We start from the raw sequence: 13,841 nt of genomic DNA, 5'->3' as shown, positions 1-13,841 counted from the left end.
GAGTGCTAACGCCTGAGGCAAAAGTGCAAGTGTGCTCTGCGCCTGCTAACGTCAAACTCTGCAGCAGACTCCATGGCTTGCTGGCCGCTGGCCGCAGGGTTAGTGTGGGAATGCATGAGTGCGCGCCACTGTGCCGGCGGGTTCAACATCATCTGTACATCGAGACACGATACGGCCAGGGCCTTGCGGGTGCGAATGGAAAATACAGATGATTGACCAAAAAATCAGAGTCTTGCTGGTGGATGATCACAGCATCGTGCGTAACGGCGTGCGACGCATGCTGGAGACTGCCGGCGAGATCGACGTAACGGGCGAAGCAGAGACGGCACAAGACGCCATGCGCCTGGTCCGGGAGCAGGATTTCGACGTGGCGCTGGTAGATATTCAGCTGCCCGATAAAACCGGCCTCCAACTCCTCAAGCTCATGCGTGCAGAGAAGCCCAAGCTCGCGATTCTGATGTTGAGCATGCATTCGGTCGAGGCCTATGCATTACGCGCAATCAAGCACGGCGCAGCGGGATACCTCACCAAGGATATTTCCGCAGCCACCCTGGTGGCGGCAGTCCGCAAGGTGGCCTCAGGCGGCAAGCACGTCAGTCCTGAGCTGGCAGAAAAACTGGTTAACGCTATCGGCAGAGGCGACGGGGCACCCCACGAAGCGCTATCCGACCGGGAGCTTGAAGTCCTGAAGCTCCTCGCTTCAGGCGAGCGAATTGTCCGCATCGCTGAGATATTGCACTTGAGTCCGAGTACCGTCACGACGTACCGGGCACGCATCCTGGAAAAAACAGGGATGGACAGCAACGCGAAACTGGCCCGCTATGCGCTCGAAAACGGCCTGTTGAGTTAGAGCGCCCCGTCACCCGATCCAGCCTGCTTGTAGTGGAATCACTACAAGCTCTTGGCCGATATCTCCACAAAGAAGTCCAGCTAACGTCGATAGTCGGTTTCGTTCTACTTGAGCATAGTTACCCCCACGCAAGATTTAGTCCGCTGAATGAAGTTGTCTTCGTCAGCGTCTTGTACAGCTATGTCAAAAAAGAGAGGTGAAATCATGCAGGTCACCAGCACAGAACCATTGACTGCACTGATGCCAGCCAGATATTCAGGCCCTTTGCGTCTGTTTGTCGTTGAGGATTCGAACGCCGTGCCCGCGCTGTGGCGCACGGTGTCGCCAAGGATCGCTGGCCTGTCACTTGCCGGGGTGTTCCACCGCGCAACGGCCGCCATCGTCGCCATCCGGCGTGAACCGCCCGATGTCGTCTTGCTGGACATCAACCTCGGCGACGGTCAGGGCATGGAAGTATTGCGTGTGGTCGCAGCCGAGTATCCGCTGACAAAAGTCATAGTGGTCAGCGATTGCGCAGCTCCGGCACATTGGAAGTACTTCACAAAAGCGGGTGCCTACGCGTTCTACGACAAGAACCATGAACTGGCCATCATGGGCCGCATGTTGGAGCGTTTAGCCAAGTACCTGTTACCAGAAGATTTTTCCTGCTGGCAATCATCACCAAATGGGAGCAGTACCCCATGGAACCAATCAGTAAAGAACACGACTTTCTAGCCGTGCTGCGGCAGGTCATGTCACATGGCGTCATCACCTTGCTCGCTATGGCCATGGCGTTTGCCACGCCGGATGCCGCGCGGTACATCCTCTATGTATGGTGGCCACGCGTGGAGTTGAACGCGAATCTGCTGCTCGCGACAGAAATCGTGCTGGCCTCGACCTTGATGGTTCTGTTCTATCTGTGCAAACGCGCATGGGACAACGGTCATCGCCTGACAAGCGCAAAGATGGCTTCGCTGCTCTTCACCAGGCATCCGCGCAAGGGATGGCTTTCGACCCTTCAGGAACGGAATCTGGTTCGCTCATTACCGGCGGCGCGTGACGCCTCCATCCTTTCGCTCACGGGGTACGAAACCCTGATTGCCCCCAATAGCCTGTTGAAGGAGGTCTTCACGACGGCGTATGAAATCCGCGTCATGTTGCTCAATCCACTTGGCGTAGCGGCGCGCAAGCGAGTCGACTCACTTGCGAAAAACATTACGACCTCGACCTTTCAACAGGAGCTTGCCGCCAGCATTGCGTTCCTGAACGAGTGCCGCAGAAGCGGCAAGAAAGTTTCGTTGAAGTTCTATGACCACGACCCGTTCTGGAAGGTTGTCGTCCTCGACGACCTTGCCTGGGTCCAGCATTGCCATAGCGGTCGTGAAATGAAGGAGCAGCCTGAGTATGTGTTCGGGCTGCAATACGCGGAGCCGGACCAGGGACTGTTTGTGCCGTTTTATACCTACTTTCTCCACAAGTGGAATGAGGCAGGCCACTGGGAGTATGACTTCGACACCGCTGAAGTGGTCCAGCGGGATGCGACCACTGGCAACGAGACCGGGCGTGCTCCACTCGGACTCCCCGACCATGGTCCTGCATCGCCGCCCCAGGCAGCGGTCGCTCGAACCCTCTCACCTGCTTCAGGATATGGATTTGCGTGAGAGCAAATTGCACGAGTCAGAAAAGACTCTGGAATCGATCTTTGTAAGTTGAGCGCGGAGTGTGCGCTGTATTCATGTTGAATTAATGTTCTACCTGTTGAATCAATGTTCTAACTGGAGGAAATCATGATGATAGGCTATTGGTTGTGCGCGTTGCTGTGGGGTGTGGTGCTGCTGGAGGAGATCCAATGCATACCCCTTCAAGAATGGAAAGACGAGGGGCTGAAAAAGGTTCTGTTGCTGCGCCGGACCAGAACCCGGACCGGATACTTTCTTGCGTTGATCGCGGGCGCCTTGTGCCTATATAGCGAAATCCTGGTGGCGCCGGCCGATCAGAACATTTTCAATCCGGAGCTCATACTTGCCTTGTGTGGTGTTCTTTGGGGTGCTTATCTTTCCGTCGTCTGCATGAAGGGGAAGCGCTAGATGCCTGTCTCCATGACGAGTGCGGGTAACTGATATTTCACTATCGTCGGCCGGCAGGAAGATCCCGCCGGTCAGGCGCCGAAACAGGCTCAGGCCCTCAGCCTCGACCCACCCGAAATCTCAAGCCCTGGTTTTTTTCGAACCGGGGCTTTGTGATTTATCGGTCATACATGACCGGGCGTTGCTAGCGAATGCCGGTGCCCGCCATGGACTCTGGCACCCACTGCGCCGTCGATAGCGGCTCGATGTAGCGGATGCCGCCATGAGGGCCCACCACGCCATTGATGTTATAGGTGCCTTTCGACAGGTCGTACGTCATGAAAGGGGTGGCGTCCGGGACCTGTTGGTCATAGCTCTGGCTGAAGAAAGCGAAGGAGCCACGGTATAGCTGGCCACTGGTGTCGTACTGATCGGAGGCCACAGCGGCCCAGGTGTCTTCATCCAGGTAAAAGCGGCGCTTCTGGTAGATGTGGTTTGCACCGGGCTTGAGATTGCCTTCCACGACGTAGACCCGGTGTTTTTCCCAGCGTACGAAGTCCGGCGCGATGAAGTTTGGCGTGGTCAGCGATTTGGCATCGCGAGCGTAGGTCAGTTTGTAGGTGTTGTAGGGCACGATCATTTCCTGCTTGCCGACCAGCGTCCAGTCATACAACTCCAGTGCCCGGGCGGTACCGGGGTTGGGTGTGTCGTAGGCCAGGATCGAAATCTGTTTGACGCGGCGCTGGGCAGGCATGTACTGCCAGGCCCGGCCAGGAAACTGCGTCGGGTTGGTGGCGTTCTTGAGCATGATCGACTCGCCGGCCCGGCGCGCGGGGCCGGTATAGGACAGTTTCAACTGATAGTAAATGTCGGAGCTGTTGAAGGGCTTGGACATGTTCTCGTAAATCGGGAAGGAGACGAATGCCTCACCGGTGACCGCCAGGCTCGGTACGCCCGCCGTGTCGACGCTCCAGGAGTCGTACTTGGAATGGATATTGACACCCTGGTAGCGCAGCAGGAAGTTCCACATCGCTTCAGCGCCTGATTGCGGGATCGGGAACGGCACGCCGGGCATCACATTGTCGATGGCGATCCCGCCGTTGAGGGACCTAGCGGCAGTGGCATTGCGGCGGCTATTGTCCAGTACCGACTGTGGGAGCGATGCAGTGCGGTGGGTCGGATACACATCGATGCGAAAACCGGGGTAACGCCTGGCCAACGCTACGGTTGTGGCGGTCAGCATGCCTTTGTACGACTCGACGTTCTTGCCGTTGATCACCAGCAGTGGTTTTTCGTGGGCAAAGGGGTCCGGGCGCATGCTGTCGCCGGTTTTGAAGCTTGCGGGGGCAGTGGTCAGGCCACCGTTGTAGGGCGGGATGGAGCCATCGGCATTACCGGCCTTTTCGGCACCCACCCACGTCAGGCTGGTGCCCAGCCGGGCGGCTTCCTGGTTCGATACATAGGCCAGGGCATCGATGGCCAGCGCCATGAGGGGTACGGCAGCCAGAAGGCTCTTCACGAATTTCATATTGTTATTCTCCTGCCAGGCGGACCAGGCAACTCGTGACTCAGGCGCAGCAGTCGCTTACGTCGACTCGATCGCCAGAGGCTTTTTCAGTGCTGCCATTAAATAACCCCCGCGTTAGGGGCGCTTTTCATTTGACGACAGTCCCTTGGCTATTCATGACAGGCTCTGGCTGTCTCGACGGGCATTCGATGGGAGAGCGACCATCACTTGTTTGTATTTCCCTGAGGAATCATTGAGTTACTGAATGGTCATAGTTGTAACCATTCCATACCTCCGACGTTTAGGACGTTCATATGAATCGCGCAGCAATCTTGATCGTGGCCATTTCCAGCGCCGTCTTGTTGGGAGGCTGTGGCCCGCACTGGGATGACGGAGAAAGGTACGGTCGATATCACGATCATGATCATCGACGTGGCTACGACCAGAGAGGGGACGATGATCGAGGTTATTACCGTGACTATGATCGTCGTGACTACGAGCGCGATCACCGTCGCTACCGCGATCGCGATGACAACGACGACTGATACGTTCAACGTCATTGAAAAGCAGCGGGGAGGGGGAGGTTGATCCGCATCCGGACCTGGCTTTCTATTTGTGCAAATTGAGCCGGGGTGTCGTCTTGCTCTCTCGGTAGCACGCAGCCCAATCCGAGGGTGTCTGGCCAAACCGGTTGCGGAACCAGCGTGAAAAGTCACCGGCAGAGGAAAAGCCCAGGAGTTCGGCGACCTCATACAATCGCCGTTTGCTGTTGGCCAGATACTCCTCGGCGAGTTCAGCGCGTACGGCATTGATGATCGTCGTGACACTCTCTCCCTCGGTTGCCAGGTGCCGGTTGAGGGTGCGTCGATGCATGCCAAGATGCTGGGCAACCCCATCGACAGAACACAGTCCGCTGGGCAGCAGCATCTTGACGATCTGGCGTACCCGCTGCGCCGGCTCGTCACGCAGGTTAGCCAACTGCATGTCCAGCGATCGCTTCACTTCGCGATGCAGCGCGGGGTCAGCCGCAGCAATGGGCATGTCCAGATCACACCCGCGGCAAACGATGGCATTGAATTCCTGTGAAAACTCGATGGCTGTTCCCAGCACATGGTGGTGCACTTCAAGGTTGGCCGGGCGCTCGTGAGTAAAACTGACCCTGACCGGGCGGAACGTATTGCGCGTCAGCATGCTCAACGTCCGCAGTCCGATGCCCGTCGACTGTTCGATAGCCTGGCGCCAGACACCGTGATGACCCTGTATATTCACACCCACATGCAGCAGCACCAGGTCGCCCACATCCTCAAGCCGCAACTCCACCCCAGCGTTATGCAGCCGCATATAGCGCGCGCACGATTGCAGTGCGGTACGAAGTGTCGGTTCTTCGCGGATCAGCAGCGCCAACATGCCGAAGTTGGAAAGGTGCCTCGTTTGCGCGAGCAACAATCCGAAAGCCTCCTGGCCAGAAAGGCGGGCTGACTCCTCCAAAAGCCAACCCACCGAATCGATACTGATCATGATGTTCGGATCGTCGAGGACACTGGTGGGCAGTTTGGCCATCCGCAGCATACGTAAAGGATCCAGCCCCACTGAACGGGCAACCTGTTCATAGCCAGTAAGGCTGGCGCTTCGCGTCAGGGTATACATGCATCCCTCGTGTCCCAATTTCACAAGATTGTGTCCTGAGGAGCTTAGTGCAGGGTACCCTGTCACGGCTACCTTCAAGCCTGCAACTACAAAAGATGGAGGTAGATAATGGACACGCGCACTGCAATACGCATCGATCAGCCGCCCGCCGCAATGGGACAAGTGGATGCCGACGACCCCGATGCATTCAACCACTGCTTTGCCGAAGTCAACGGCATTCGCATGCACTACATCGACGAGGGGCAGGGCCCGCTCGTCATTCTGCTGCACGGCTTTCCCTACCTTTGGTACATGTGGCGGCGCCAGATCGTGGCTTTGGCCGAGGCGGGCTTTCGGGTCATCGCTCCCGATCAACGGGGATTTGGGCAATCCGGCCGACCAGGCTCGGTCGAAGCCTATGACATGAGTCAGGCCGTTGGCGACATGGTGGGTTTGATGGCAACCCTGGGCGAAACGTCCGCCGTGATCATCGGCCACGACCTGGGCGCCTGGGTGGCCCAGGCGGCAGCCATGCTGCGGCCGGATCTGTTCCGTGGCCTGGTGATGCTCAATACGCCGGTGCCACCGCGCGGCAAGATCAAGCCGACCGTAGCTTTACAGGCAATGGCGAAGGGCAGGGTCTATCACCATCTGTATTTCCAGCAGCTCGACAAGCCGGATCGCGAGTTGGCCTGCGATACGAGAAAAACATTGCGCAGCGTTTTCTACTCGATCTCGGGCAACGCCGTCGGGGCCGAACGCTGGCGTCTGTTCGTTGAGCCAGGTGAACCCATTCTCAACGCCTTCACTGAGCCCGAAGGGGAGTTTCCGTCATGGCTGAGCGCGCGATCGCTCGATTACTACGTCGCTGAATACACGCGCACAGGGTTTACCGGTGCCCTGAACTACTACCGCTGTCGCGATCGCAACTGGGAAATCACCGCGTTTCTTGACGGTGCGGTAGTGCGTCAGCCGAGCCTGTTCATCGGAGGTGCGGCCGACCCATCACTCGAACCAGTCGAAATCCGTAGTCTCTACGAGCAGCTCGACACCTATCTGCCCGGACTGCAGAAGAAGGTACTGCTACCCGGTGTGGGCCATAGCGCGGCAGAAGAAAGTGCCGATCATGTCAGCGAATTGCTCCTTGAGTTTCTCGAGCAGATGAAGCGCCAGTAGCGAGCGTATTGCTTTGTGCATGGCCGCGATCACTCGCGGCCATGCATGGGCCTTGGGGACATTTGAACGACATCAGTTGAATGCCGTCAGGTCTCTCGGTGCGATGTCATGCTGCTCGCAATAAGCCAGATAGCGATGCAACCCGGACTTCCAGTTTTCGAGCGCAACAATGTTGTCGTTCCCGTCCAGGAACGCGAGATCGCCATTGACCTGAACCAGGGTGAGCACATAGCCGTCTGTGCCTGCGGTGCTGACGACTTCAGGCGTGTGAGTCGATCCAGCCGTCTCATATACGATGCTGCCAGGACCGGCGATCCAGTCATGTTCCTTGTATTTCCACCGGCCTTCGATGGTGTAGACCATCACCGTGCCCGTGTGATGGTGCTTGGGCAGTTGCATGTCGATCGGCGACTTCATCATGACAATCCATTCACCACGAATCGGGTCAAGCTTGAAGTACTTCAGCAGGACGTTTTCGGCGTAGGGCGTAAAGGGTACCCACGGCAGCGATTCGCCATCGATGACTGCGGTGTCGACGTGTTCGTAGAGCATGTCTATCTCCATTGATGCGGTTCAGATCGAGTATTGGTCGTTAGCCAAGGCCGCCCGACGATCTCTGATGGTCGGGTGTCCTGGTTTTCGATGGGGAGACGGTTCGAATCAGGTGAGCGGGGTGCCCGCGAGGGTGGCGCGCAGCATCTTTCTTGGCGCATTGCCGTAGTCCGCCACCGCGTAGTGCTGGACTTGCAGGTTGTCCCACATGGCAATCGTGTTGGTGCGCCACTTCAGACGTACCTGGTACTCCGGAATCGCGGCCTGAGAGGTCAGGTAGTTCATCAGGTGATGAGCCTCGGGCATGAAGTCCTGGCCGTAGCGGATGTCCTCGAAGTTGAAAAAATTCGCGAAATGAGTGGTGAACGCGGAGTTGACGAACAGCACCTTTTCGCCCGTTTCAGGATGAATCAACACCACCGGGTGCTCAGCACTGGGGTTCTTCGCGGCCATGGCATGACGTTGCTCACGCGGCAACTGGGCGCCAAAGGAGTGCTCGGCACTGTGTTTTGCGTATAGACCTTCGATCCTTTGCTTGATGGTGTCGGGCAGGTTTTCGTAAGCCAACACCATGTTGGAGAACAGGGTGTCGCCGCCGGATTCAGGCCCCTGTTCGCAGCGCAATATCGCACCGCGAGGCGGAGCCGGCTTGAAGGTGACATCGGTGTGCCAGAGGTTTTCCCGGCTGGCCTTTTCGACAAAGCTCTTGGGCTTGCCCGGGTCAAGGTTGCGGTACAGCATTAGCAGCTTGTCCGCCTCCGGATGGCTCGGCGCCAGGGGATGACCTTCCAGTTCGCCAAATTGCGCGGCGAAGTGCTGTTGCTCCAGGGGGGTGATGTCCTGGTCGCGAAAGAACAGCACTTTGTGCTTCAACCACAGCGCCCGGATTTCCGCGATCTGTTCAGGGTCTTGGGCAGCATCGGCCAGGTTGACGTTGCTGAGTTCGGCACCGATGGCGGGGGAGCAAATCTGCACCTTGATCGAATGCTGGCGCACTGACGACCGGATAATGGCGGGTGCCGAGGGCGTGAGTGGTGAGGGAGTGTCCTGGGCTGCGGCGATTTTTGTCATTGTAGTGTCCAATCCGTACTTGTATGGCGGTGCGCAATATGTGCATCCGGTATAGGTAGCTGTCCCCTGCCTATCAGGCAGAGGTGCCGTTCCTATGGTAGGTATCCCGGGCGCGATGCTATTGGCATGGCAGGACAGTTTCTTCGCATATTGGGACGGTTTGGCCGAAGGCATACCTCGAAGGCGAATCGCGGCCAGCTCCTCCCACTTATACGGAGCCCAGTGAGTTGCATCGTCCGGTTGAATCCGCAACACACACCGCCCCATCAGACAACAAGCAGCGAATAACTTGTGGTCAGTCTCATACCTGGCACCAACGTGCATAAAGTCATTGAAAAAAACCGCTATAAGCTTTAAACGGAAAGCTTTACGGCACATTGCTGGCAATCAGTAAGCGAGTGTCGGCAGTTTTGGGCTCAGGGAGCGCTGATGAGTTTTCGTACATTGACCGACTCCCCATGGCAATCGCTCACGCGCGAAGTTGCAGCACTTGAACCCATAGAGAACCCTGATCCTGTCGGCATGCCTTACGCTGGCGGCGACGACACGATCGGACAATTGCTGGACTCAGCGCGCAACTGGGCCCATACCAGCGCCTGGGTGTTTTACCGCACCGGTGAACAGATGCATCGGGTTGGCCAGGGCGACCCACGGGTACAGTGGCCTTCAAGCGTTGCGAATGACGAGTTTGAAGCCTTTTGCCGGGCCCGCAACGTGCACCGCTGGCCGACCGGTAGAGGCGAAAGTGTGCTGGGTTGGCTACTCGCGCCAGTCGACGATACTGCAGAACCGGCGCTCGCTGAACTTGCCCAGCGCCTGGGCATTCAGCTCCAGACCAATACCCTTGCCCGTGCGCAGATCACGCAGCGTGTGCTGTATGAAATTACCTATCTGGCCAGTTCGACCCGCGACCGGTCAGTGTTTCTGGTCGGGGTTCACCGGCTTCTGGCCAGCCTGATCGACGCCGAGAATTTCTATCTCGCGCTGTATAACCCGCGCACTGGCAAGATCGACTACCCGTATTACGTCGACATCATCGACGCTGATGCCCTGGAGGCTGAGAACTACGAATACCTTGACCCTGCGCATCTGTCGTTGACCAGTCAGGTGCTGACCTCTGGCCAGCCGTTGCTGATTGACTCTGCCGGCATTCTCGCGGCTCAGGCCGAAAACCGTTTTTATTGCGTGGGTGATCGTCCCGAGTTCTGGATGGGGGCACCGTTGAAAAATGCCTCGGATGACGTGTTTGGCATGCTGGCAATGCAGGTCTACGACGTTTCTCGCATCTACAGCGCTGAAGACCGCGCGCTGTTTCTGGTGGTAGCCCGTCACGTGGCCATGGCGCTGGACCGGATTCTGCACCGGGAGGACCTGGAAGAAACGGTGATGCGTCGCACCCTGGAGCTTTCGGCACTCAACGACGCCTTGAGGCAGGAAGTGGCAGACCGAGAGCGCGCCGAACATCTGCAGAGCGCGCTGTTCCAGATAGCCGAACTGTCGAGCCGGCCTGGCGACATGGCCGAGTTGTTCCAGACCTTGCATGGTATCGTCGGTGAACTGCTGTTCGCGCAGAACTTCTACATTGCCCTGTTCGACGGCGCGACCGGTGAGGTGACGTTTCCCTATTACGTCGATGAACGGCAGACGACCCGCCCAGCGGCACGCCGAGGGCGCCGGGGCTTGACCGAGTACGTGATTCGTCAGCGTCGACCCTGCCTGATTGACGCCGGCGAGGCTGAACGATTGTCCGCGCACGGTGAAATCGAAATTGCCCATGAGTCTGTGCGCTCCTACTCCTGGCTGGGCATTCCATTGTTCGAAGACGACGTGGTGCGAGGCGTGCTGGCGGTGCAAAGCTATACCTCGCAGGTGAGCTACACCCAGCGAGACCAGGAGCTGCTGACGTTCGTGTCGCGGCACATCGACACAGCGTTGTCGCGACGCACGGCCGCTGAAGCGATCCATGCCGCCAACCTCCAACTGGAAGCCCGGGTGCAGAGCCGCACCCGCGAGCTCGACCACGCCAATGCCAAGTTGCAGCACGAAAACTCCCACGATGCGCTGACCGGACTACCGAATCGCACCTACCTGCAACAGTGCCTCAATCTGGCCTGGTCGCGGTTCGGCAACGAAGGCGGGCACCTGTCGGTGATGTTCATTGATCTCGACCGCTTCAAGATGGTCAACGACAGCCTCGGCCACCATTTTGGCGACCTGCTGTTGATGCAGGCGGCCCACCGATTGCGCGGTTGCCTGCGCGACACCGACATGCTGGCGCGCCTGGGGGGCGACGAGTTTTCGGTGCTGGCTCCCGAGGCCCCGCTGGAGGTGATGATCGAAATTGCCGAGCGGATCCTGGTGGCGTTCGACCTGCCGTTTTTCATCAACGGCCATGAGGTTTTCTCGTCCTGCAGCATCGGTATCGTCAGTGCCGACAACCAGTTCCATCACGAGCCCGCCGACTTGCTGCGCGATGCCGATGCGGCGATGTATCGGGTCAAGAGTGCCGGGCGCGACAGCTACGCGGTGTTCAACCAGCAAGTGCGCCGTGAAGTCTCGGACCAGGTCGAGCGAGAAGGGGCCTTGCGCAACGCGCTCAAGCGTACTGACGAGCTGCTGCCGTATTTCCAGCCGATCGTCAGCGTCGAAACCGGCGAACTGTTGGCCCTTGAAGCGCTGATCCGCTGGCATCAGCCGGGCGGCCGGGTGATTGCGCCGGGCGAGTTCCTGCCGGATGTCGAGGGTTTGCGCCTGATCGGTCGACTGGACCTGTACATGCTGACCAGCATTGCAGCGATCCTCGCACAACCCGGGAACGCCGATTGGCCGCCGGTGCACGTCAACTGCTCCAGCTACAGCATGACGCGTCCGGACTTCGCCGGTGAGGTGCTGACACTGTTGGCGCAGCACCGGGTCTCGCCGTCACGAATCTGCCTGGAGCTGACCGAAGGGGCGCTGGTCGCCGAGCCGGCGATTGCCCGACAGACCATGCAGCAACTGGCGGACAACGGCATGTCGGTGGTACTCGATGACTTCGGTGCAGGGTTTTCATCCCTGAGCTATGTGCATCAATACCGTTTCAGCGGATTGAAAATCGACAAGTCGTTCATCCTCGAACTGACCACCAGTCCCCGCAGTCGCGCGATTGTCCGGGCGATTGTGCGGATGGCCGAATCGCTGGACCTGAGTGTAGTGGCCGAAGGCGTCGAGGATGAAGCGACGCTGGACCTGCTGCGCGAAATGGGGGCGGGGCAGGCCCAGGGTTATCATTTTGCCAGGCCTATGGGTTTGAAGGCGCTGTTGGCGAGTTCACTGCTCGGTCGCCAGGGGCTCACCACTGCGTGCAACCCGGCAGCGGAATTTTGAACTCCCGATCCGGGGGATGACTCCTAACTCACAAGGTAGAGCACAAGCCAATGTTGTAGCGATGACCCACCAACAGCTGCATAGCCGCGAGCCCGGCGCCATATTCGAAACCCATCTTCCAGCACGCCTGGACCGCTTGCCGTGGGGCCGCTTTCACTCTCTGCTGGTGGTCGCGCTGGGCATCACCTGGTTGCTCGACGGCCTGGAAGTGACCCTGGCCGGCTCGGTGTCCGGCGCGCTGAAAAACAGCCCCGACCTGCGCATGAGCAACTTCGATATTGGCTTGGCCGGCGGCATATACATCGCTGGCGCAGTGCTCGGTGCCTTGGTGTTCGGATGGCTGACCGATCGCCTGGGGCGGCGCAAGCTGTTCTTCGTTACGTTATGGCTTTATGTAGGCGCCACGGCGGCCACGGCGTTCTCCTTCAACCTGGAAAGCTTCCTGCTGTTGCGCTTCTTCACGGGCATGGGCATCGGCGGCGAATACACGGCGATCAATTCGACCATCCAGGAATTCACCCCGGCACGCTATCGTGGCTGGGTCGACCTGACCATCAACGGCACATTCTGGTTAGGCGCAGCGCTTGGCGCCGGCGGGGCGATCGTGTTGCTGGATCCGCAAGTGGTCGGCGGCGATCTGGGCTGGCGCCTGTGCTTCGGTATTGGTGCAGTGTTGGGCCTGGTGATCCTGGTGATGCGCCTGTGGCTGCCGGAAAGCCCGCGCTGGCTGCTGATTCACGGTCGGCGCGATGAGGCACGAAGCATCGTCGAAGGCATCGAAGCGCGCCTGCGCGAACAAGGCCATGAACTGCCGGCCGTGACCGGCAAACCACTGCGCCTGCACGCGCGGGACCATACGCCGATTGGGGAGATCTTCCATACCCTGTTCATCAGATTCCGCCGCCGCGCGCTGGTGGGGCTGACCCTGCTGACCGCGCAGGCGTTCTTTTACAACGCGATCTTCTTCACCTATGCGCTGGTGCTCACCGATTTTTACCAGGTGCCCGTCGAGCATGTAGGTTGGTATGTATTGCCCTTGGCACTGGGCAATTTCTGCGGGCCGCTGCTGTTGGGGCGCCTGTTCGACGTGATCGGCCGACGGGTGATGATCAGCTTCACCTACGCGATGTCGGGGGTGTTGCTGGCGCTCAATGGCTATGCCTTCCGGCAGGGTTGGCTGGATGTCACCCAGCAAGCCGCGGCGTGGATGGTGATCTTTTTTTTCGCGTCCGCTGCGGCCAGCTCGGCCTACCTGACCGTGTCGGAAACCTTCCCACTGGAAATCCGCGCCTTGGCCATCGCCGTGTTTTACGCATTTGGCACCGGCCTGGGCGGCATCATCGGGCCGACGTTGTTTGGCCAACTGATCCAGACCCAGCAGCGCAGCAGCCTGTTGATGGGTTACCTGACAGGCGCTGCACTCATGTGTGTGGCGGCGGCGGTGCAAGCGGTTTGGGGGGTGGCTGCGGAACGTCGAGCGTTGGAGCAGGTGGCCAGGCCTTTGTCGCAGGCTGAGGATTGAAGGGGGGGCTACCAGCCAGCGAGAAAAGGTGTTGGCCCTTTCGTGAAGGGGAACACCTCAGGCTTACGCCAGTCATGTACTTCAGCGCATTTTCACCAGTCGATGGTCAGGCAGTTGGGCAGACCG

At 58.8% G+C, this 13,841-nt stretch carries 12 protein-coding genes; 8 read left to right on the top strand and 4 right to left on the bottom strand.

The genetic code is table 11. From position 1 onward, the window contains the following. Window positions 1-208 precede the first annotated feature (208 nt). The 4 genes from C8K63_RS05120 (at window position 209) to C8K63_RS05105 (ending at window position 2,916) form a co-directional block, all read left to right on the top strand. Window positions 209-850 carry a response regulator transcription factor gene (locus C8K63_RS05120; RefSeq protein ID WP_108215705.1) on the top strand — a complete coding sequence of 214 codons (642 nt, stop codon included), beginning with the start codon at window positions 209-211 and terminating at the stop codon, window positions 848-850. A gap of 204 nt (window positions 851-1,054) precedes the next feature. After that, window positions 1,055-1,564 carry a response regulator gene (locus C8K63_RS05115; protein ID WP_108215704.1) on the top strand — a complete coding sequence of 170 codons (510 nt, stop codon included), beginning with the start codon at window positions 1,055-1,057 and terminating at the stop codon, window positions 1,562-1,564. Beyond that, on the top strand, window positions 1,531-2,490 hold the full coding sequence (locus C8K63_RS05110) for a hypothetical protein (protein WP_146176376.1): 960 nt from the start codon (window positions 1,531-1,533) through the stop codon (window positions 2,488-2,490). The genes C8K63_RS05115 and C8K63_RS05110 overlap by 34 nt, the downstream gene beginning before the upstream one ends. A gap of 126 nt (window positions 2,491-2,616) precedes the next feature. Continuing rightward, complete coding sequence (locus C8K63_RS05105; protein ID WP_108215702.1) at window positions 2,617-2,916, top strand: hypothetical protein; 300 nt, start codon at window positions 2,617-2,619, stop codon at window positions 2,914-2,916. A 184-nt stretch (window positions 2,917-3,100) separates the two neighbouring features. Here the strand turns inward: C8K63_RS05105 and C8K63_RS05100 are convergent, their stop codons facing one another. After that, window positions 3,101-4,423 (bottom strand): DUF1329 domain-containing protein, encoded by a 1,323-nt coding sequence (locus tag C8K63_RS05100; protein WP_108215701.1) that lies wholly within the window; start codon window positions 4,421-4,423, stop codon window positions 3,101-3,103. Window positions 4,424-4,716: 293 nt separating this feature from the next. Between C8K63_RS05100 and C8K63_RS30725 the strand changes: the two genes are divergently transcribed. Next, complete coding sequence (locus C8K63_RS30725; protein WP_108215700.1) at window positions 4,717-4,947, top strand: hypothetical protein; 231 nt, start codon at window positions 4,717-4,719, stop codon at window positions 4,945-4,947. A gap of 64 nt (window positions 4,948-5,011) precedes the next feature. On the opposite strand, the gene C8K63_RS05090 is transcribed toward C8K63_RS30725, so the two are convergent. After that, entirely contained in the window at window positions 5,012-6,049 is a 1,038-nt protein-coding gene (locus C8K63_RS05090; RefSeq protein WP_108215699.1) for an AraC family transcriptional regulator, read from the bottom strand. 108 nt (window positions 6,050-6,157) lie between these two features. Here C8K63_RS05090 and C8K63_RS05085 point away from each other — a divergent pair, with 108 nt between their 5' ends. Beyond that, a complete protein-coding gene (locus C8K63_RS05085; RefSeq protein ID WP_218279790.1) occupies window positions 6,158-7,204 on the top strand; it encodes an alpha/beta fold hydrolase in 1,047 nt (348 codons plus the stop codon). 72 nt (window positions 7,205-7,276) lie between these two features. Here C8K63_RS05085 and C8K63_RS05080 read toward each other — a convergent pair whose 3' ends face one another. Both C8K63_RS05080 and C8K63_RS05075 read right to left on the bottom strand, forming a co-directional pair. Continuing rightward, window positions 7,277-7,756, bottom strand: a complete 480-nt coding sequence (locus C8K63_RS05080; RefSeq protein WP_108215698.1) for a 2,4'-dihydroxyacetophenone dioxygenase family protein — start codon at window positions 7,754-7,756, stop codon at window positions 7,277-7,279. Window positions 7,757-7,864: 108 nt separating this feature from the next. Continuing rightward, the gene (locus C8K63_RS05075; RefSeq protein ID WP_218279791.1) at window positions 7,865-8,737 is read right to left on the bottom strand and encodes a TauD/TfdA family dioxygenase; all 873 of its coding nucleotides are present in this window, start codon (window positions 8,735-8,737) and stop codon (window positions 7,865-7,867) included. 519 nt (window positions 8,738-9,256) lie between these two features. Between C8K63_RS05075 and C8K63_RS05070 the strand changes: the two genes are divergently transcribed. Then, window positions 9,257-12,193 carry an EAL domain-containing protein gene (locus C8K63_RS05070; protein ID WP_108215696.1) on the top strand — a complete coding sequence of 979 codons (2,937 nt, stop codon included), beginning with the start codon at window positions 9,257-9,259 and terminating at the stop codon, window positions 12,191-12,193. Between the two features lie 61 nt (window positions 12,194-12,254). After that, window positions 12,255-13,715 carry an MFS transporter gene (locus C8K63_RS05065; RefSeq protein ID WP_108215695.1) on the top strand — a complete coding sequence of 487 codons (1,461 nt, stop codon included), beginning with the start codon at window positions 12,255-12,257 and terminating at the stop codon, window positions 13,713-13,715. Window positions 13,716-13,841: the final 126 nt, after the last annotated feature.

This window comes from Pseudomonas sp. GV085 (genome assembly GCF_003050925.1).
In the GTDB taxonomy this organism is placed as follows: Bacteria; Pseudomonadota; Gammaproteobacteria; order Pseudomonadales; family Pseudomonadaceae; genus Aquipseudomonas.
The sequence above is the reverse complement of the archived record's forward strand: the minus strand, read 5'-3'. Positions and strand labels throughout refer to the sequence as shown.